This is a genomic window from Priestia sp. JV24 (assembly GCF_025910025.1).
Lineage (GTDB): Bacteria > Bacillota > Bacilli > Bacillales > Bacillaceae_H > Priestia > Priestia megaterium.
This window is the reverse complement of sequence record NZ_JAPCIN010000020.1, coordinates 100832-122386: the sequence shown is the minus strand read 5'-3', so window position 1 is coordinate 122386 and position 21555 is coordinate 100832. Positions and strand designations below refer to the sequence as shown.

Sequence of the window (21555 nt, the reverse complement as noted above, 5' to 3'; positions counted from 1 at the left end):
ACAAAACGAGAGGAGTCAATTTATTGAGTACGTTAGAGCTTCCAGGTCATTTAAAATCCATTTTATTTAATTCTTCCACACTTGAAGAACAGCATATGAATCCCTTCCTTGGAAATAACGGATCCCTTCACGTTAAGCCAACTACAGAGCAAGAAATAGCAGCCGTTTTAAAGTATGCAACGGAACACGGAAAAAAAGTCATCATTGAAGGGAACGGTACAAAAAAAGGGTTTGGCGGGCTTATGGAGACAGCTGACCTTTTACTTTCACTGACTGAATACAGCGGAATTGTTGAACATACAGTAGGAGATATGACGGTTACTGTAAAAGCTGGTACACCGTTTGGAGAGCTACAAACGTATTTAAAAACCTATAATCAGCAAGTTTCACTTGACCCAGCTCTAGGAGAATACGCTACAATCGGCGGAGTTGTTGCAGCGAATGAAAGTGGTCCAAAGCGCTTGTCTTATGGATCAGCTCGAGATGCAGTAATCGGTATGAGAGTCGTATATTCAGATGGAACCATTGTTCGTTCAGGGGGAAAAGTCGTCAAGAACGTGGCTGGCTATGATATGAATAAGCTGTTTATTGGTTCAATGGGAACGCTCGGCGTTATATCCGAAATAACGTTAAAGCTGCGTCCGCTGCCCAAGTATCAAAGCATTGTCTTTATTTCTTTTTCAACAGGCAATATCGAAGAAATTCATGCGTTTGTTAGCAAAGTCTTAGATTCCATGATAGAGCCCGTTGCTTTGGAATTATTAAATCCTTCTCTAGCTGAAGATGTAATAGGGCAGCATCTGTTTACACTTGTAATCAGCTTTGAAGATGTGGAAAGCTCCGTTCATTATCAAGAGAATTACATCAAAAGTATTCAGCCGCCTGATACGATTTTAAAAGTGCTGCATGAAAAAGAAGCCGAAGTATTTTGGGGATTTTTTAGTAACATTAGTCCAAATGGTGCATGCTGTTCTTCCGAAGAGGAAACGGAAGCCGCACTAAAAATTGGCGTACCAAATATGAATGTACTCGATGTAATAAACAAAAGTACTGCATTAAAAACGTCCCGTCCAATGCTGATAAAAGCACATGGAGGAGTTGGACATGGTCTTTGTTCGGTCTACATAAAAGGCTCAGAAGATGCCATTCTTTCCGTTATTACTTCATTTACTGAAACTGCTAAAACGTACGGAGGATATGTGATCGTTAACCATTTGCCTTTTATACTCCGCCAAAAAGTAAATGTATGGGGAGAAGAACCTTCTCATTTTCCGTTACTAGCAGGAATTAAAGCAAAGATGGACGCTAAAAACGTGCTTAACTATAAACGATTTATAGGAGGAATCTAAGTGAATTCAGCGAAAGCGGATATCAAAGATGCTCCATGTCAAAGTGTTAGCAATTATTTGTGGAAAGACGCGCCAGACGAAAAAAAATGGGCGGATTGTGTACACTGCGGAATGTGCTTGGAGTCTTGTCCTACTTATGAAATAACGGGGCAAGAACAGCATTCACCAAGAGGACGCGTGCACCTTATCAAATCGGTAGCAGAAGGAAAAATAAGCGTGAATGAGCAGTTTACAGACCCTGTGTTTGCCTGTTTGGATTGCCGGGCCTGTACAACTGCTTGCCCTGCAAATGTAGACGTTGGCGGACTCATTGAAGAAGCTCGCGGCCAAATTCGTCAGGCAATGCCTTTGACGGGATGGAAAGGCATGATCAGCAAGTTTTTTCTAAAAGAACTTTTTCCTCACTCTCATCGCTTAGAAGCTGCAGGAAGCTTATTGAAGCTGTATCAAAAAAGCGGAATGCAAAAAATGATGCGCACAGCAGGCATGTTAAATATGATGCCGACACATCTAGCGGAAATGGAACATGTAATGCCTAAAATTACCCGTTCTGTTCGAAAAAAATATAAAAAGAAACGCGTTCTAAAAGCAAAAGCCGAAAGAAAAGCAGAAGTTGCTTTTTTAACCGGCTGCATCATGGACGTCATGTTCAGTGATATTAATGAAGCGACTCTTAATGTATTACGAAGAAATGGAAACGACGTCGTTATTCCTCCATCTCAAACATGCTGTGGTGCTTTGCACGTTCATGCAGGAGACCGAGACATGGGAAGACAGCTTGCAAAAAAAAATATAGAGGCGTTTCAGCATGCGGACACTGTTATTGTAAACGCTGCAGGATGCGGCTGCATGTTGAAAGAGTATCCTGAACTATTTAGAGAAGAAGAGCAAGAGTGGCTTGAAAAAGCCGAAGTCTTTGCTGAAAAAGTCCAGGATATTTCAAAATACCTTCACGATACGGGATATCGAGCCCCGCAGACAAAGCTGCATAAGCGTATTACGTATCACGACGCTTGCCATTTAGCTCATGGTCAAGGAGTTAGAGAAGAACCAAGAGATATTTTGCTTTCTATTCCGGGAGTGGAAATGGTTCATATGGCTAATGCGGACCGATGCTGTGGAAGTGCAGGAATTTATAATTTAACAAATCCTGATATGGCGGGAGCTGTGCTTCAAAGTAAAATGGAACATGTGCCTCATGACGTAGAAATGATTTCAATGGGAAACCCGGGATGCATGCTGCAGATGGCAGTAGGAGTGAAAAAATATGGACGAAGTCAGCAAATTGTTCACACGGTACAGCTTTTGGAGTGGGCCTATCAAAAAGAAGAGGAGGAAGCACATCGTGTTGAAGAAAAATAGAATAAAAGATCTTCACGTAAAAAATCTTTCTCAACTAGTAGATGCTCATTCTATTTTGCATCATAAAGAAGATTTGCTTGCGTACGACTGCGATGGATTTACCATTCATAGACATTTGCCTAAAGCGGTGTTATTTCCTCAAAATACGAAAGAAGTTTCTAGCATTGTTAAATACTGCAATGAACATGATTTGCCTTTTCTCGCAAGAGGAGCAGGGACAGGACTGAGCGGGGGAGCAATTCCTCTTAATAACGAAGTGGTTATTAGTTTAGTGAAAATGAAGCGCCTTCTTAGCGTCGACTATGAAAACAGGCGTGCCGTTGTAGAGCCGGGATTTATTAATCTTAAATTAACCAATTCAATCTCTGAAAAAGGATATTATTATGCACCGGATCCTTCGAGTCAATATTGCTGCACCATTGGTGGAAATGTAGCGGAAAACGCAGGAGGGGCACACTGTCTTAAATACGGGGTAACTACCAACCATATTTTAGGGCTAGAGGTCGTGCTTCCAAATGGAGATGTGATTGAGCTTGGCAAGCAAGGTATTCCAGATGAACCGGGATATGATTTATTAGGGCTTTTAACAGGATCAGAAGGGACGTTAGGAATCGTTACAAAAATTACGGTACGCATTTTGAAAAACCCCGAAGCAAAACAAACGGTTCTTGCCTATTTCGACCGCATAGAAGACGGCAGCCAAGCGGTATCGGACATTATATCAGCCGGCATTGTACCTGCTGCGCTTGAAATGATGGATAAAACCGCCATTGAAGGAGTGGAAGCTGCTGCGTTTCCAGTCGGACACCCTAGAGATATTGAAGCTCTTTTATTAATTGAAGTAGACGGCATTTCAGCCGGTATCGAAGAGCAAATCCTTCGTATTTTAGACGTATGTAAAAAACAAAACGTACGGGAAGTGAAAGTAGCGGAAAGTGAAGAAGAACGCGCGAGGTGGTGGGCAAATCGTAAAACAGGATTTGGAGCGATGGGAGCTATATCCCCTGACTATCTCGTACAAGACGGCGTTATTCCAAGAAGTAAACTGCCTCAAGTGCTGAAGCGAATTAACAAAATTAGCGAAGAATCTGGCCTTCGCATTGCCAATATTTTTCACGCCGGAGACGGGAACTTGCATCCGCTTGTATTATTTGATGCTAGAAAACCCGGGGAAACTGAAAAAGCACTCGACGCCGGAAGCGCATGTTTGCAAGTATGTGCAGAAGCAGGAGGAACGATTACCGGCGAACACGGCGTGGGCATTGAAAAAAAAGAAGAAATGCGATTTGTTTTCAATGAAGAGGAAATTCAAGCACAAACGAATATACGAGAAGTATTTAATCCTAAAAATCTATTAAATGCAGGAAAGCTGTTTCCAAGTCCGAGCCGCTGCGCTGAAGTCAAAAAAGAAATGAAAAAAATAGAATATTTTTAGAAAATTCTTGAAAATATATTCGCTCGATGATATGATTTTTTTAACAAAAATAAAACACTGTTTCGTAATAAGAAACAGAACCGCATATGTTCGTCTTAACCATTTTTGGCAAAAAGAAATAAAAGCGCGTCCAAATTTAAAAATGTAAAAGAGTAAGAGGAGGAAACAGACGGTGACAAACTATAAACAAGTTGGAAATCTGAAAGTAGCTCCAGTTCTCTATCAATTTATCAATGAGGAAGCTCTTCCGGGCAGCGGCCTAAGTACAGAAAATTTTTGGTCTGATTTTGAAGCGTTAGTAACCAAGTTAACACCCGTAAATAAACGTTTGTTAGAAAAGCGTGATCAGCTGCAAGCTCAAATTAATGCGTGGCATCAAGAAAACCCTGACGGTGACTTTAGCGAATACAAATCGTTTTTAACGAGAATTGGCTATTTAGAAGGCAAGACAGAAGATTTTCTTATTGGTACAGAAGGAGTAGACAGCGAAATTGCCTATCAGGCAGGACCACAGCTTGTTGTACCAGTAAATAACGCCCGGTACGCTATTAACGCTGCTAATGCACGTTGGGGAAGTCTCTATGATGCTCTTTACGGTACTGATGCAATCAGTGAAGAAAATGGAGCTTCGCGCACGAGTTCTTATAATCCAATTCGAGGAGAAAAAGTTATTGCGTTTGCGAAGAATTTTCTTAATGAAGTTGTTCCGCTCGTTCAGTCTTCTCATGCGGAAGTGGTTCAGTACAGCCTTGAAAATGGAAAGCTTGTCGCTCAATTAAACGATGGCAGTTTAACCGAATTACAGGAAGAAGAGAAATTTGTAGGGTATCAAGGGGAAGAAGAAAGCCCTGATGCTCTTTTATTCAAAAACAACGGCCTGCATTTTGAAGTTCAAATTGACCGTACGGATTCGATTGGTAAAACAGACGATGCGGGTGTAAAAGATATTTTAATGGAAGCAGCTCTTACGACGATTATGGACTGTGAAGATTCAGTAGCGGCAGTAGACGCAGAAGATAAAGTAGATGTTTACCGCAACTGGCTGGGATTAATGAAAGGTGATTTGACGTCTACTTTTAAAAAAGGAAGTCAAAACATGACAAGGCGTTTAAATCCAGACCGTACCTATATTTCTCCGGACAAGAAAAAGATTTCACTGTCTGGCCGTTCGCTTATGTTTGTTCGAAACGTTGGGCATTTAATGACAAACAGCGCTGTTTTAGATCGAAATGGCAACGAAATCTATGAAGGTATTTTAGACAGCGTGATTACTAGTTTAATTGCCAAACACACCTTGCTTAAAAACGGTACGTATCAAAATTCTAAAAAGAGCTCTATCTATATCGTTAAACCGAAAATGCACGGCTCCAAAGAAGTAGCTTTTGCCAATACGCTATTTAATTCAATTGAAGATATGCTAGGGCTTGAGCGTCATACAATTAAAATTGGCGTAATGGACGAAGAGCGCCGCACGACGCTTAATTTAAAAGCGTGTATCAAAGAAGTAAAAGAACGAGTGGCTTTTATTAATACTGGATTCTTGGATCGAACGGGTGACGAAATTCATACCTCAATGGAAGCGGGCGCTGTTATTCGTAAAAATGATATGAAAACGTCTAAATGGCTTCAAGGCTACGAGCAGTCTAATGTAAATGTAGGATTAGCAAGCGGATTCCAAGGGCGCGCTCAAATCGGAAAAGGAATGTGGGCAATGCCGGATATGATGGCGGAAATGCTTAAACAAAAAGTGGGACATTTAAAAGCAGGAGCGAATACGGCATGGGTGCCTTCACCAACCGCAGCAACGCTTCATGCTCTTCACTATCATCAAATTGATGTAAGAGATGTTCAAAACGAATTGCTTACTCAGTCTACTGATTTACAAGATGACATTTTGCAAATTCCTGTGGCAGAAAAACCAAATTGGAGCAAAGATGAAATTCAGCAGGAGCTCGACAACAACGCTCAAGGAATACTTGGTTATGTAGTAAGGTGGGTCGACCAAGGAGTAGGGTGCTCAAAAGTACCGGATATTAATAATGTAGGGCTAATGGAAGACCGGGCAACGCTTCGTATTTCTAGTCAGCACGTGGCTAACTGGCTTCATCATGGAATTTGTACAAAGGAACAAGTAACGGAGACGCTCAAGCGAATGGCAAAAGTAGTGGATCAACAAAATGAAAATGATCCTCTGTATCAGCCAATGGCACCGAACTACAGCGCATCCATTGCTTTTCAAGCAGCCTGCGATTTAGTATTTCAAGGCTATGATCAGCCAAACGGCTATACGGAGCCCATTTTACACCGCAGCCGTATAGAAGCAAAGGCAAAAGCAGCTATAAAACAGTAAAACAAACGGCCTGTCAGCATAGGGATGGCAGGCTGTACTTACACCTTCAGAATCTGACTATCTACTATTCTTATTAAAATTAAGCAAATGGGAAAAGGAGCTATGTTATGAAATTTGTAAGGTTCGCTGTACAAGATAGCCGTCATACAGGTGTACTAAAAGAGAATACGATCAGCGTCATTAAAGGAAATATATTTGAGAAATGGGACTATACAGGGCAGACTTTTTCACCGAGTGAAGTAAGGCTTTTGGCTCCTTTAGAGCCGAATCAAATTATTGGAATAGGCGCAAATTATGCAGCTGCAAAGTCGGAGCTGCCAAGAGAAATGCCTTCTATTCCTGTCTTCTTTTTTAAGCCCACATCCTCTGTGATCGGTCCAAACGATGCCATTGTCATTCCAACCGCGATTAAGCACGTCAAGTTTGAATCCGAGCTTGCGGTTGTTATTGGAAAAGAAGCGAAGAACATCGCAACAGAAGACGTGCTGGACTATATATTTGGGTATACAATTGGAAACGATGTAACGGCTCCGGATTATTTTCATGAAGACGGGCACTGGACCATTGGAAAATCCTTTGATTCATTTACCCCTCTTGGCCCCGTAATCGAAACGGAGCTTGATTTTAAATCCATTCATGTAAAAGCGTTTTTAAATGGCGTTGAAAAACAAAATAGCTCGACAGATTTAATGATTATTTCCGTTGAGCAAATGATCGCTTACCTTTCTACTGTTATGACCCTTAAGCCGGGAGATGTGGTTTTAACAGGAAGTCCGGTCGGCGCGGAGCTGGTAAGCGCAAACGATATCATTGAATGCACCATCCGAGAAATTGGAACCCTCCAAAATCCGTTTGCTGCAGAGAAAGAACGTGTAAACGTATAAGAGTGATAAAAAATGCCCGGCAGTAACACGACACATAAAGGAGAGAAAAAAATGGAGAGAGAAAATATGGTGAAGTCTGTAAGCCGGGCGTTGGATATCGTCACAATTGTCAGTATGGAAAGAGAAGGGGTAGGCGTCACAGAAATTGCAAAGCAAATGGACATCAACAAAAGCTCCGTATACCGTATTCTAACTACTCTTGCTCAGTACGGCTATATTGAACAAGATCAAGAAACCGGGCGGTACAAGCTTGGGTATAAGTTTTTAGAAGTAAGTTCAAAGCTTTTAGATTCTATTGATTTACGAACGGAAGCAAAGCCGTTTTTGCAAGAACTTGAAAGTGAAACAAATGAAGTTATTCATCTTGTTGTCTACGATCAAGGTGAAGTAGTGTATATTGAAAAATTAGAAGGCAATCAGACGCTGCGCATGCATTCAAAAGTGGGGAAAAGAGCCCCTATGCACTGCACGTCTGTCGGTAAAGCTATCCTAGCTTTTTTACCGCTTAACACGGTAACAAGCATTCTTGAAAGAAAAGGCTTACCCGCTCATACCGATCACACCATTACAGATGAAGAAAGCTTTCTTCGAGAACTTTCAGAAGTAAAACAAAAAGGATATGCGCTGGATTTAGAAGAAAATGAATATGGAATTACCTGCATCGCAGCGCCTATTTTTGATCACCTTGGTCAAGTCGTTGCCGCAGTCAGCATTTCCGGTGCTACCATGCGTATGACAAATGAGCGATTAACGTATTTTCAAGAACGCATGGTTGATATAGGCAAGAACATTTCGGAGCGGCTCGGCTACAAAACTGAATCTGTGAAAGACAAAAGTTTGTTCTGATTCTTAGAGAACAAACTTTTGCTATATAATAATCTGTAAAATAACGTAATTATATTATGTAAACTATAGGCTAGGATTTTTAATTGATGTTTTATTCATGATACAATAAAGTCGTTAGAATATATACGTAAAGGAGATAAATTATGGAACAGTTTGAGCGCAATATTGAAAAGTATGCCGAGCTAGCTGTAAAAGTCGGTGTAAACATTCAAAAAGGGCAAATATTAAACATTAATGCCGATATTTCTTCCGCTGATTTTGTTCGTGAAATTGCGAAAAAAGCATACGAAGCCGGAGCAAAGTCTGTTGATGTAGACTGGCATGACGATCATTTAGTTCGTTTGAAATATGAAAAAGCGGATGAATCTGTATTTAGTGAATTTCCTGCTTGGAAAGCTCAAGCAAGAGAAGAGCTTGTGAAAAACGGAGGCGCTGTTTTATCTGTGATTTCAAGCGGCCCTGACTTACTAAAAGGAGTAGATGGCAAACGTATTGCTGCTTTCCAAAAAGTAAGCGGAAAAGCAATGAAAAAATTCCGTGAAGCGATCCAATCCGATAAAATCAGCTGGTCCATTGTAGCTGTTCCTTCAAAAGACTGGGCAGCAAAAGTATTTCCTGACGTTCCAGAAGAACAGCAGCAAGAAAAACTGTGGGAAGCTATTTTTAAATCCGTGCGCGTAGACCAAGAAGATCCAGTGGCTGCATGGGAAGAGCATAATGCTTCATTACATACAAAAGTAGACATTTTAAATGAAAAGAGATTTGCTAAGCTTCACTATAAAGCGCCAGGAACAGATTTAACAATTGAGCTTCCTGACAAACATATTTGGGTTGGCGCAGGCAGTGTTAATGAAGACGGCAACTCGTTTATGGCCAATATGCCAACAGAAGAAGTATTCACACTTCCAAAAAAAGACGGCGTAAACGGACAAGTAACAAGCACAAAACCGCTTAGCTACGCAGGAAACTTAATTGAAAACTTCACGCTAACATTTGAAAATGGAAAAATTGTTGATGTAAAAGCAGAAGAAGGCGAAGAAACGTTAAAGCACCTAATTGAAACAGATGAAGGTGCCAAATACTTAGGAGAAGTAGCCTTAGTACCGCATCAATCGCCAATTTCTCAGTCAAACATTATCTTCTACAACACGCTGTTTGACGAAAATGCATCCAACCATTTAGCGATCGGCAGCTCGTACTCTTTCTGTCTAGAAGGCGGAAAAACGATGTCTAAAGAAGAGCTGTCACAAAACGGAGCAAACGACAGTATCACCCACGTTGACTTCATGATTGGCTCAGCTGAAATGGACATCGACGGCATTAAAGCTGACGGCACAACAGAACCTGTGTTTAGAAAAGGGAACTGGGCGTTTTGAATTAAATAAACAACAATAATAAAAGCTTCTGCGGATGTAGCGCAGAAGCTTTTGTTATGACCACTAAATTTCTTTAAAACTGAGACTTTATATATCTTACACGCGCGATTTCGCTTTAAAATAAAACGATAGCAAGTTATTTTTAAGTTTGTACATCAGTATCAGAATCAGGAGCAAAGTTAACAACTTCTAAAACTATAGGAGAACCTGTTAAAACGCTAGATCCTGCAGGAACCGTAATAGCTAAAGAACCGACACCCGTAGCTCCTGGCGTATATGTGGAAAGACCAGTCATTTGTAAAACGCCGTTGATATACACATTGTAATAGCTGTTATCCGTAGCTAAAGCAGGGAGTGCAGTAGCCGCGCCACCTGTGTCACCAAAAAAGTCAGCCGCATCGATTGTTAGAGTAGCTGCACCCGTAGTTGTAGCAGTGGCTGCATAGAAAAAGCGTGAGACGGTTGGGCTGGCTGTTACAGTGGTAGTAGCGGCTATAGCGAGTTTCATAATTTGAAGAGGCATAAATGTGTTACCTCCTTTCATGTTCTATCCTTCAATATATGCATTTGTTCCTTCTGAGGAATAGGTTTAATGGCATAAATTTAATTCTTAAAGACTATAACTAAACTAAGTACATCTGTGAAGGAGAGTCTTTCTTGAAAAAAAAATCTTACGGCTGCGATCAGTATGCATCCTCTTGTTCAACACCTTTTATTAAGCTTCCCGTGTTGCCTCAGCAGGAATTCAGGTATATATTTCCGAAAAAAGTTCGCATCTTTGAATACTATACGGTAGCCGGAGGCAGCAAGCGCATCTTTACAGATCAAGATGCATTAAAAGAATACGGCACTCAGCATATATTGGATCCTGAGAGCTACTCGTACAGTAATCTATTCATAAACGGTGTGTTACAGCCTTCCTCCAATTACAGCGTCCAAAAAGGACTTCTTATCATTAACACAGAGGATATTCCTTTAGAAAAATCACCCGTGATTTTACAAATGATTAAAGTAATCTAACTTTCAACCACAAAATGCGAAGTACACATGCCTGCACATAAAAAAACAAGGTGAACGTTAGTCAGTTCCACCTTGCTGTGATTCTTCTTTTTTAACCGGAGCGTCACGCTTGAACATGTGATAGTAGGTAAACCCTAAGCATAGAGCGCCGGCGATTGAACAAAAATATTGCAAAAAACGGACGAAATCCATTGGAATGACCTCCCATTTTCAGTTTCGCTTCTAGTATGTACAGGGAAGTGAAATAATATGTGAAAAAGGGAGGTTTTCTCTTATAGTTCGTATGGTTCTTGAAGAGTAAGGTAAGGCTGCAGATCTTCAAGACCCAGACGCTTATTTAATTGTCTTTTCATTAAATCGTACTGGTAGATGAGGTGAAATTGATTTTTTTTCGGTGTTTCACAGCTAATGTATGTTTCTTGCCCGTTCTTGTCTGTGAAATGGATGGTTAATTCACCGAAATAGCGTTGAACAGGAGCTCCGTGAAGGCCTTTTTCATTTTTGACAACCTTTGAAAATTCTGCTCGTTGAATACGGTTAAATGGAATAATAGCTACTTGATTGATAACAAGACGCTGATCGTACATGTCAATTTTAGATATGGAAATTTGATTAATTCCTTCTGCAAATTTAACATGCCCGTTTACAGAAACAAGCGGTTTGCGATCCTCAGGATCAACAGCGCCTTGAGGCCGCTTAATGACGTAGAAGCTAGCTACGCCAAGTGCTACGATACCAACCACAACAATAAGTGCAAACATCATTTTGCATTCCACCTCCTGAGTATAGATGTGTAATCTGAATTTAACAGCAAGCTGTTTCAGTTGCCATATTGCCTCAACAATGAGGGTAGAGAAAAGCAGTTCGGCAGTTCATTATAAGTATATACATACGTTCGACAATATGGTGTGATATTCCTTCTTATTATGACTTTTTTACGACAAAATGGTCAAAACTCTTTTCGAAAATGAAGTGAATCAGTTACAATTTAAGGATAAGGTACCAAATTTCTTTTTTATCTCAAAAAAGTGCAGAAAAGCGTAAAAAATTCTAGGTACTTTTTCATATTTTTACTATTTTTATAGAATTTATTCCAATTTCTAATCCTTTATCGTGTATAATCTCTTGTGTGCAGCATGATATACATAAAGGTGTAAGGAGGCACAGTTCATTGTCTTTATCAGCAAAAAAGATATTATTATTAGTTTTAGTAGTTATATGTTTAGTGTTAGTTGTGATGCAATTCATAAATCGATCAGCAGAGCCGACTTCCGAACAGGCCCAAGAAACACTGAGTAAGCTCCCTGAACAAGAAACCGTTAAAGAAAAAGCAAAGGGCGACGAGGAAGCGCACAAATATCGAGTGTATTATATTACTATTGAAAAAATCGAAAATGGTACATACAGCGGAACAACAAAAGAAGGAACGGGCATTAAATTTTCCGATAAAAATTTAAATGAACCGATTCCAAGCAATTTGAAAAAAGGGGATATCGTTAAAGCATACTTTGATCTTGAATATAGCACCAAAGGTCTAGTCAAAGTAGAAAAGGTAGACGAGATGCCCGATGATGACGAGAGCTCAAGTTAATTGAGCTCTTTTTTTGTATTTTACGAATGTGGTAAAATATTGAATATATAGACACCGTATAGGGGGAAAAAGATGATAACAGCAATTATAGTAGGAGCGGTAATTCTTTTAGCTTTGATTATTAAAGGGATTGGAAAGCCAAGGGGATTTCGCTTGTATAAAGAGGAGCTTCCAGATGAGCTCGGAATACATGAAGGTAATGGTTTTGAAGATATTGTTCATTCACTAGAAGATTCTTTACCGAAAGCCTATGTTCAACAGGTGAAACAGCGTATACAAGGGCGAAATACAAAAGACGATGAAGTAGAATGGACATTTTTTGAGATGAAGCGCTACTTTTTATTAAATGCAGTCATCAAAGACGTACCGATGTTTAGTGCAAAAGTAGATGAAGTGTGGCACGAAATGATCATGTTTACAGTGGATTATGGGCGTTTTACAGACCGTTTTTTTGACCGTTTTTTGCATCACCAGCCAAATGTAGACACTACGCCATCACCACAGCCGGATAAGCGAGCATTCTTCGATTGGATGTATGCTCATTTGTTTGACATAACGGGCAACAGCCGACTGCTTTGGGGGAAATTTTTTCAGCATCCGCTTGATAAAAGTACACTTCAAGATTTTCAAAGATTGTCAGAAGATGAATTACTAGATCGCTATTTTTTAAGAAACGGCAAATGGGAAAAACTGCAGAGAGCCCTGATTCAAACGTTAAAAGAAGAAATCAATGCTGCTCGAAAAAGAAAAAAAGCAGGCGGATCAACTTATTTTAAAAAAACGGCTAAAAAAGGAAATGTATCAAACGAACTTCTTCTTCAAGGTTTTGTTTTTTATTCTCTCTACAAAGCCACCAACTTTTCAAGCCATATGAATGAGCTGCTGCTATATAAAAAAACGATGTATGCGGGAGATACAGCCTCTTACAGCGGCTATAGCTGTTCAAGTCCATGGGAAGACAATCGCCACCATCACCAACACGATGGAGGGCATCACCATCATGACAGCGGCAGCAGCTGTTCGAGTTCAAACTGCAGCAGCTCTAGCTGTTCAAGCTCCAGCTGTGGGAGTGGGTGCAGCAGCAGCTAATAAAGTAAAAAAACTCGTATAAAACGAGTTTTTTTACTTTAAATGCAACGACGACAAAATGGTTCACTGACAAGCAATGAAAAATTTGGTATAATCGTTACGTTTTTAAAAAAGGAGAGACAGTGAAAATGAATATTTTATGGGACTTTGATGGAACCATCTTTGATACCTATCCAACGATTGTAAAAGCATTCAAAGAATTACTAACAGATCAAACGATTTCAGAAGACGATATTTTAAAACAAATGAAGATATCTTCTGACATAGCAATTAAGCACTTCGATATTGAAAAATCTTTGTTTGATAAACACTTCCATGTGCTCGAACAGAAAATCAATCCTAAAGATAAGCCTGCTTTTCCTCATGTAGAAGACGTACTGAGCTTTGCGAATACAAATGTAATTGTTACGCATAAATCTAGACAGTCTACTCTTGATATCCTGGCATTTTTTAATATGGAGCACTATTTTATGGAGATTATTACAAAAGATGATGGCTATAAACGAAAGCCTGATAGCGGCGCTTATGCCTATCTTCACGATAAGTATCAGCTCGATTTAGTGATTGGAGACCGCGAGCTTGATTTAAAACCTGCCCGTGAACTGGGAATCAAAACATGTGCATTTCAAAATGACGACATTAAAGCAGATTACCACCTTACATCATACGATCAATTTTTTACAACTGTCGTAAATAAAAACTCGTGAAGCTATTCTTCACGAGTTTTTATTTGTTCAGGCTTATGTACTTCGGGAATTTCACCGAGCGTATAGTTCGCTACTTTTGTAATGTTACTATTAGCAAAAAAGTAAAACTCTCCATCCACTCCGCGAATTTTTGTCGTGCGCAATCCAATTTCTTCAACAGTTCCTTTCGTATCATTTATGGATACGTGATCTCCTACTGAGAATTGATCTTCAAATAGAATAAAAAAACCGTTTAAAATATCTTTAATCAAATTTTGTGCACCTAAGCCTGTAATAAATCCTGCTACGCTAATACCAGCTAAGAGTGCTTTCATATTAATTCCGATTGCCTCTAAAGACGTAATAAGTACAATAAAATACACTACGTACATGACAATGCTCAGACAAAGCTTTTTCAGCGTTATTTCTTTACGTTCATTGTACCTCAGCAGTTTAGTTTTAAATCTGAAATCAAAGATTTTATTAATTACACTGCGAGCAAACCTGATAACGATTTGAGCAATAATGAAAATCAAGATAATCTTTATAATTACTTCACTAATGTCAATCCACTTACCGGTATTAAATAAAGTTTTCTGTACCCACTGTATGTCTTTCATGACTAAGTCCCTTTCTTGCTTTATAAAATTTTCTCTACTGAATAGTATAATTTATTTTTAAAAATATACTACTAGAATTTATGAAGAGGCGTTTGAATTATTGTTTTATTTTAATTTATTTGTATTAGGTATACGTAATGAAAACTCCTTAATTTAGAAAAAGAAAAAATCCTCAGGTATAGATATCTTTAAAACATTTCTTTATACAAATATTAAATAAAACCTTATAACAGAGATTAGTATAGATCTTATTAACAAACATTATATACAGATATTAAAGAAAGAAAAACCCTGTGAAAACCCAATGATATCAAGGGTTAGAGAGGAAATTGCTTTTCAATAAATAACTGTGTGGAAAATAGACATTTTTTGTGAACAGCATCCTTTAGCTAAAGGATGTTTTTTATAACAACAGATATGGAAACTATTTTATTCACTATGTTTTTTCTTCTGCAATAGACGGATTTTAAAACTCATAGTATGAAAATTGCTATTAAAAGTATGAATTATTTCCATTGTGGATAAAAATAGTCGTGTTAAAGAGTAAATAACCTGGAAATTATCGTTAATAAAAAAATAAAAGGGATGTTTTTATCAACAAAAAGGATGATATAACAGTCATTGAATATGTTTTCTTTCTTTTGTGGATAAGTATGAAGGTATTTTTTTAGCAATATTCCGTAGTTATACACAAGAAATATCATTTATTTGAACTCATTACGTTTATATAGATAGGATAATGGAATTGGATAGCTGCAAAAAGGGGTGTTTGTTTGCACTATTTGTATCAATAAGAGAAGAGAAGGGAGAGAAAATAAAAAAAAGGCATGCCAAAGAAGCCCCTTATGAAGCTGTAAGTTCGGCAGGGACTTGATCTTGAAGATTTTTTGAAAGCTCTTTTCGAATGAGCGTACGGATTTTTCCACCGTAATTTTCAACGACTTGAGCATCATGGCTGAAGAAGGTCTGTTCAATCAGAGAATAAAGGGCAGACTTTACTCGTTCAATACCATATTCAAAAGAAAGCTGAACCAAATCAGCGATGTCTTCGTTTTGGAATGAAGACATAATAATTCCGGTAGAATCTGTGCTGTGTCCAGATAGTTTTACAAAAGTCTCTTCAATAGTACGTCGAATCGCCGCAGCGTATTGATCTTTCTTTTCTTGTTTTGACATCTTGCCATTTTTAGCTCCGTCTTTTAAAACAAAGAAAATAGTAGATCCTTGGACAACTGTTTTAAATGCGCTTGTCTGTGTTTCAGCTATTTTTTGCATCATACCTTTGTAGTGAGTATATTTCGGCGTAAAAATTTTATAGTCATTAAAGCTAATTTTTGAAGTGTTTTCTGCAGGATTAAACTGACGCTTAATCGTATCGTTGTCATAAACCAATTCTTTGCGCAGCTCTAAGCGAAGGGCATTTACATTTTCAATTAGAATAAGTTCTTCAAAGCGAGTATATTCTAATTCCATAAACCCAAAGCCGTGTTCTTCAAAATATTGAGGATAGGGAACAATACAAATATTGATTCCTTTGCCGCTGCGAGAATAGGAAATTAATTCTGTTTCTGCTAATACTACATTGTTGTTGCGAACTGTTCGAACGGTACAGTTCAAAGCGGCTGCAATCTCTTTTTCAGAAACATCACAAATAATACCTCTTTCATCAACGTGAAGGAAGTGATAAAAAATTAATTGTGAAATTTGAGATTTAGATAAACGGTGATGTTCTGCCACTGTTTTGATTGTAGGATTCCCATGAGCGTCTAGGTCCATGTGATCTTCAATATCTTTATATTTTTCTACGGTGCTAGACAATTGGCGAATAATTTGTTTTCCAATTTTCGCAAATTCTTTTTTTATCATGAGAATCCCTCCAATCTATTTCATATCAACAATAATTTATTAGGGTAAAATAACAAAGAATACCTTGTGAAAATTATATCAATAAGAAATAGAATCGCAAACGAACGAGTAGTACGCTAAAAACGGCAAAAGGTTCAAAGAATGCTGTCATATCAAGGGGTGCAGCGTATAGGTTTTTTAGTACGCCAAAAACGGCAAAAGCAAGCAAGCGCCGGCAGAACAGTATTTGTTACGATCAGTAAAAATCAAAAAAAACTTTATGCATTTTAGTACGTAAAAAACGGCAAAAGGCTCAGTGTAGTACGCCAAAAATAGCAAAAGTGAAGAGTAGTACGCTAAAAACAGCAAAAGTTATCTTGATTCACCTAAAAAAAGGTAAAAAAATCACTTCTCTGATCGTTGTAAATAACACAATGAATTTCATCAGTACGTCAAAAATGGCAAAAGCTATTTTTAGTACGTGAAAAACGTCAAAAACGACGTAGTAGTACGACAAAAACAGCAAAAGTTTTTGTTTGGTACGTCAAAAATGGCAAAAGCTTTATATATGCTGCGAAAAAAATAAAAAATGGGGTTTGAAAAGGCAATAACAAAGGGAAAAGCAATGTTTAGTACGCAGAAGACGGCAAAAGTAGTGAAGGAGTACGTCAAAAACGGCAAAAGGTAGGATTGTTTTACGAAAAAAAGAGAATAATTAACAATTAATAAGTGATTACGAGTAAATAAAATGAATGTAGTACGTCAAAAATGGCAAAAGAATCAGAGTGGTACGTCAAAAACAGCAAAAGGTAGTAATTAGTACGCTAAAAACGGCAAAAGAAGCGAACAGGTACGTCAAAAACGGCAAAAGCTTCTGGTTAGTACGTTAAAAATGACAAAACTTCCAAACTATGAAATAAAAGTAGAGGGATATTTTGTATTTATAAGCTGAAAGTGGCAAAATATCAAATAAAAAAGGAAGGGAACAATTTACCCTTCCAATGTTTCTCTATGTTCTCCTCCAAAATAGTCTTGAATTTCATAATTTTGAAGAGGAATAAAAGAGATTTCAAATCCTTGAAGTTTTTGCTGATAACTTTGGATCAGTACTTGATTGCTAACAAACTCTGCTAGAGATTCATTAATTAATTTTAGATTGACATCAATTTTCTTTGAACGAAAACGAACTTTTGAAGCAAAATATTGATACGGGTAAAAATGGGTGTAAGACTTCTCTTGTAAATAACAATCTAATCGCTCTTTTTGAAATGCGTACAGCAGTAAAGAAGACAGCGAGTTATCTTTAAACTTTTTAATAACGTCACTATAAATTTGTACAAACTGCTGATTTAAAAAGCCTTGATGCGTATCGTCGCTAAATACGATGGTTGCATATCGTCTGCCCGTTACTTCATCGGTTTCAATAACAGCTTTTTGGAAGAAGTTTATTGCAAATTTTGTATCTCTGGAATTTTTCTTCTTCGCTACACCTTCTACATGGTATCTGGCAATTTTCATAATGCGGGCTTCAACCGCTTCATAGTTTTTTACACCTTTTGAATTATAAATTTCTTTAACGATATCCGCTAAATCAAGAGTCACCGTTTTTTCTTTATAAAACATCTCGTCGCGCTGTGAAAGAGCAAACTGGATAATTTGAGAATCTTTTGGATCTAAAACCATATTTCGTTTGGAAAGAACCGTTTGATTATCATTCACAGGGATAATGGTGCGAATGAAATATTCTTCATCAACTTTATAGTCATTATATAAAACGACTTCTTGGGAGTTTGTTTTAACTTCCATATTGGTTTTAAGAGAGTGACTTTCATTTGAGAAGATAGGGGCCTCTACCCACGAATTTAATCGTTTATCAATCCAGTTACTCAAATTCCCATTGTATTTTTCTAGTATGATTTCAGCAATTAAAAAAGTAAAGTCCGTGTGAAATGCTTTCTCTATTTGATAATTCATTTTTGAATCTAAATAAGGAAAATCAGTAATGTTTGTTTTTTTACTTTTAGCCCATGCCTCTACTTCTTTTAACTTTATCTTTAAAATATCTTCAGGTTTTTCCACGCCAAACAGCTTTTTTAAGTGTTCGGTATCCACTTTTTTATCCATCACTTTTTTGGCCAATTCAATGTCTTCAAAAATAGGATTAGGCTTTTCTGCTTTAATATCTTTTTTTAACGTTTGCAGCCAGTTTTTCTTATTCGATTGTCTTCTTTTGTAAGCGGGATTTCTTATTTCCTTAGGATTTATTAATTTATTCTCTAAAACAAACGTATCTTGCAATATATTTAAAATGTAGTCTTCTATAAAATCTTTTTCATTCGAAAAAAACGAATGAGAATCATATAAAAAGTCTATGCACTTTGCTTTGATATTGTCATCGATCGCATCGCTGATTTGTTTAATAAGGTAAGGAGAAAAATTGGATGGTTCGTTCATGTTGACCTCCTCTGTATGTATTTAATCTGTAACAGTCTTATTATATCTTTTTTGAACGATACTCTAAAGGCTAAAAGAAAAATTCGTTTTTGTGAATGCAGTTTTATATCAAATTAGCCTAGCCGGCTATTAGTATATAAAGGCTTATTGCAAAGATAAAATTCTTTCTTTATAGCGCTTGTACAATTTTAGATGTAAGGAGAGTATTATAGTAGTTTTATAAAAGAGAAAAGCAAAGTACATTCATTGAGTTTGAAAATGGAAAAGTTTATACTTGCCAAGTACACTCTTTTTACAAATAGGGGGAATAAATATGTTGTTAAAACCTAAAGCAATTTTTTTAGATATGGACGGCACGATATTAAATCGCTCCAACAAAGTAAGTATTCAAACAAAAGAAATCATTCACGAATTACGAAAACAGGGAATTTTTGTTTTTATTGCTACGGGAAGAGCGTTTGATGAAATAGAAGAGTTAGTTCCTGAAGGCTTTCAAGTGGATGGATTTATCACGTCAAATGGTATGGCAGGGTACGTAGGAAAAGAGTCAGTCTTTCAGCACTCGCTTTCGCTTCAATTGGTGGAAACTATTATTGAAAAAGCAAGAGCGAACAAGGTATACTACGAGCTTTTCCCGTATGGCACACCTCGCGTGACGCTAAAACAAGATCAGTCCTATGTGGAAAATGAAATTAGAGAGCCAAAGCCAGACAGTGTGGAAATTAACGAATGGCTTTCTCGTAAACAAGCGATTAAAGAAGAAATTGACTGGAAAGATTCTGTAGAGGGAAGTGAATTTTCAAAGTTCTATTTCTTTGCAAGAACGCACGAGCATATCGATAAATGGAAAGAGGAACTTGAAGAACTTAAAAAAGAAATCGACTTTACAACTTCTACTTCATCTAAACACAATGTTGAAGTGATGGTGGCAAACGTAAATAAAGCAACGGGAATTCAGCAAATGCTAAAACATTTTAATTTGCCCGAGCAAGACATTCTAGCAATTGGCGACAGCAATAATGATTTACCAATGTTTCAGTTTGCCAGCTATGCCGTAGCGATGAAAAATGCGCCGGATCATATTCAAGAAATTGTCGATGACGTAACGGAATTTAACTGTGACGAAAACGGCGTATCTCATTATCTTTCTAAATTTTTATTGCAAAAATCTACTAGAAGTAATCCCGTTTTATAAAAATTAATCTATTTCATGACAATGCATTATAACCAACTATTCAAAACATCGTCTTTTAGGCGGTGTTTTTAGTATACATAAGGTGGAAAGTAAACCGTTCATTATTTTTAGTTATAGCACTCTTAGCTAAAAAGAATAGATAAGAATAAATCTTCTATAACTTAAAAATCATGCTATAAACAACATAACTATATAACTATCCTCGTACCTATCGCTGCAAAACGCCTCTCAGCCCTGATGAGTGCCACCATGCCAAAGCATAAAACATTTTAACATCTAAACTTTTTCTTTCTTCAAACTTTTTATAAAATGCGGAGAAAAGGGATTGTATCTCCGTATATTTAATGCTAATATAACATTTAATGAAAATAGTATAACATATTTAGTTTTATTTTATAATTAGTATGACATAAATCCTAGATTCGCTCGTTTTTTAAGTGTTTATAATCACAGTATCCAGGATATTAGCCCATTCATTACCCATAAAATATGTATCTTGCAAGCTGATAAATGATAGTTGAACAAAAAATACTAGCGTTATTAAACTATTAAAATCAAAGAATAGGAAGATTTAATGTGAATAAAAGAAAAATTGTCTATATAGTTTCCGACTCAGTAGGTGAAACGGCTGAGCTGATGGTAAAAGCAGTTTTAACTCAATTTAGTGGAGAAGATATTGAAATTCAAAATACTTCTTACGTAGAAGATGAGGGAAATATTGATAATATCATTGCTGAAGCAAGGTGTAACGAGGCCATCATTGCGTATACTATCGTCATCCCACCTTTAAAACAGTATCTTGACCAAAAGGCACAAGAAGAAGGAATTGTAGCCATTGATTTAATGACCCCACTCATGAGTGCCTTTAGCCAAACCTTTAATAAAGAACCTAATCTCCAACCGAGATTAACGAGAAAATTAGACGATAACTATTTCCGAAGAGTAGAAGCAGTTGAATTTGCTGTTAAATATGATGATGGACAAGACTTCAGAGGCATCAAGCGAGCTGATCTAGTGTTGATTGGTGTTTCGAGAACATCTAAGACGCCACTTTCTATGTATTTAGCTCATAAAAGTCTTAAAGTAGCGAATATACCGTTAGTTCCAGAAGTGACGCCTCCTGATGAACTTTTTACTATTCCGAAAAATAAATGTATTGGTTTAGTTATTACACCGGATAAGCTCAATGAAATCCGAAAAGAACGATTAAAAAATTTAGGTTTAGCGTCTCAAGCCAATTATGCCAATGTAGATCGAATCCTTGAAGAGCTGGACTATGCTGAGAAAATTATGAAGCGCATTGGCTGTCCTATTGTTAATGTCTCAGGTAAAGCAGTTGAAGAAACCGCTGAAGTGATATTGAGCATGTTAAAAAAGGACAAGATGAAAGGGTATGTATAAAAACACCCATTATGTAAGACAGATAACTTGTCAGACATACTTAATCTGTAGA

Annotated in this window: 19 protein-coding genes; 13 read left to right on the top strand and 6 right to left on the bottom strand. The window is 37.4% G+C overall.

Annotated elements, in window-relative coordinates; genetic code table 11:
• Positions 1-23: 23 nt before the first annotated feature.
• From OK414_RS15605 to OK414_RS15575, 7 genes are all read left to right on the top strand, one after another.
• Positions 24-1349 carry an FAD-binding oxidoreductase gene (locus OK414_RS15605; RefSeq protein ID WP_047932390.1) on the top strand — a complete coding sequence of 442 codons (1326 nt, stop codon included), beginning with the start codon at positions 24-26 and terminating at the stop codon, positions 1347-1349.
• Positions 1350-2711: a (Fe-S)-binding protein gene (locus OK414_RS15600; RefSeq protein WP_095379466.1), complete on the top strand. Its 1362-nt coding sequence runs from the start codon at positions 1350-1352 to the stop codon at positions 2709-2711.
• On the top strand, positions 2695-4146 hold the full coding sequence (locus tag OK414_RS15595) for an FAD-linked oxidase C-terminal domain-containing protein (RefSeq protein ID WP_016764604.1): 1452 nt from the start codon (positions 2695-2697) through the stop codon (positions 4144-4146). The genes OK414_RS15600 and OK414_RS15595 overlap by 17 nt, the downstream gene beginning before the upstream one ends.
• A gap of 172 nt (positions 4147-4318) precedes the next feature.
• Positions 4319-6496, top strand: coding sequence for a malate synthase G (locus OK414_RS15590; RefSeq protein WP_016764603.1), 2178 nt, complete (start codon positions 4319-4321; stop codon positions 6494-6496).
• Between the two features lie 107 nt (positions 6497-6603).
• Entirely contained in the window at positions 6604-7380 is a 777-nt protein-coding gene (locus OK414_RS15585) for a fumarylacetoacetate hydrolase family protein (RefSeq protein ID WP_128820399.1), read from the top strand.
• A gap of 51 nt (positions 7381-7431) precedes the next feature.
• The gene (locus tag OK414_RS15580) at positions 7432-8226 is read left to right on the top strand and encodes an IclR family transcriptional regulator (protein WP_016764601.1); all 795 of its coding nucleotides are present in this window, start codon (positions 7432-7434) and stop codon (positions 8224-8226) included.
• A gap of 143 nt (positions 8227-8369) precedes the next feature.
• On the top strand, positions 8370-9602 hold the full coding sequence (locus OK414_RS15575) for an aminopeptidase (RefSeq protein ID WP_263045190.1): 1233 nt from the start codon (positions 8370-8372) through the stop codon (positions 9600-9602).
• A 142-nt stretch (positions 9603-9744) separates the two neighbouring features.
• Here the strand turns inward: OK414_RS15575 and OK414_RS15570 are convergent, their stop codons facing one another.
• Positions 9745-10125, bottom strand: a complete 381-nt coding sequence (locus OK414_RS15570; RefSeq protein WP_263045363.1) for a DUF4183 domain-containing protein — start codon at positions 10123-10125, stop codon at positions 9745-9747.
• 134 nt (positions 10126-10259) lie between these two features.
• Between OK414_RS15570 and OK414_RS15565 the strand changes: the two genes are divergently transcribed.
• Positions 10260-10622, top strand: coding sequence for a DUF4183 domain-containing protein (locus OK414_RS15565; RefSeq protein ID WP_234943437.1), 363 nt, complete (start codon positions 10260-10262; stop codon positions 10620-10622).
• Between the two features lie 57 nt (positions 10623-10679).
• Here OK414_RS15565 and OK414_RS15560 read toward each other — a convergent pair whose 3' ends face one another.
• A complete protein-coding gene (locus tag OK414_RS15560) occupies positions 10680-10814 on the bottom strand; it encodes a hypothetical protein (protein WP_013083673.1) in 135 nt (44 codons plus the stop codon).
• A gap of 80 nt (positions 10815-10894) precedes the next feature.
• Positions 10895-11386 (bottom strand): hypothetical protein, encoded by a 492-nt coding sequence (locus OK414_RS15555; RefSeq protein ID WP_016764597.1) that lies wholly within the window; start codon positions 11384-11386, stop codon positions 10895-10897.
• A gap of 407 nt (positions 11387-11793) precedes the next feature.
• Between OK414_RS15555 and OK414_RS15550 the strand changes: the two genes are divergently transcribed.
• The 3 genes from OK414_RS15550 (at position 11794) to OK414_RS15540 (ending at position 14009) form a co-directional block, all read left to right on the top strand.
• Positions 11794-12213 (top strand): hypothetical protein, encoded by a 420-nt coding sequence (locus tag OK414_RS15550; RefSeq protein ID WP_013057548.1) that lies wholly within the window; start codon positions 11794-11796, stop codon positions 12211-12213.
• Between the two features lie 72 nt (positions 12214-12285).
• Positions 12286-13302: a hypothetical protein gene (locus OK414_RS15545; protein WP_016764596.1), complete on the top strand. Its 1017-nt coding sequence runs from the start codon at positions 12286-12288 to the stop codon at positions 13300-13302.
• 128 nt (positions 13303-13430) lie between these two features.
• Entirely contained in the window at positions 13431-14009 is a 579-nt protein-coding gene (locus tag OK414_RS15540) for an HAD-IA family hydrolase (RefSeq protein ID WP_263045189.1), read from the top strand.
• Positions 14010-14011: 2 nt separating this feature from the next.
• On the opposite strand, the gene OK414_RS15535 is transcribed toward OK414_RS15540, so the two are convergent.
• The 3 genes from OK414_RS15535 to OK414_RS15525 form a co-directional block, all read right to left on the bottom strand.
• Positions 14012-14608, bottom strand: coding sequence for a mechanosensitive ion channel family protein (locus OK414_RS15535; RefSeq protein WP_016764594.1), 597 nt, complete (start codon positions 14606-14608; stop codon positions 14012-14014).
• Between the two features lie 843 nt (positions 14609-15451).
• A complete protein-coding gene (locus OK414_RS15530; RefSeq protein WP_263045188.1) occupies positions 15452-16474 on the bottom strand; it encodes a hypothetical protein in 1023 nt (340 codons plus the stop codon).
• 969 nt (positions 16475-17443) lie between these two features.
• Positions 17444-18907 (bottom strand): hypothetical protein, encoded by a 1464-nt coding sequence (locus OK414_RS15525; RefSeq protein ID WP_013083667.1) that lies wholly within the window; start codon positions 18905-18907, stop codon positions 17444-17446.
• A gap of 313 nt (positions 18908-19220) precedes the next feature.
• On the opposite strand from OK414_RS15525, the gene OK414_RS15520 reads away from it, so the two are divergent.
• Both OK414_RS15520 and OK414_RS15515 read left to right on the top strand, forming a co-directional pair.
• A complete protein-coding gene (locus tag OK414_RS15520; RefSeq protein WP_263045187.1) occupies positions 19221-20102 on the top strand; it encodes an HAD family hydrolase in 882 nt (293 codons plus the stop codon).
• A gap of 576 nt (positions 20103-20678) precedes the next feature.
• Positions 20679-21503, top strand: coding sequence for a pyruvate, water dikinase regulatory protein (locus OK414_RS15515; protein ID WP_013083665.1), 825 nt, complete (start codon positions 20679-20681; stop codon positions 21501-21503).
• Positions 21504-21555: the final 52 nt, after the last annotated feature.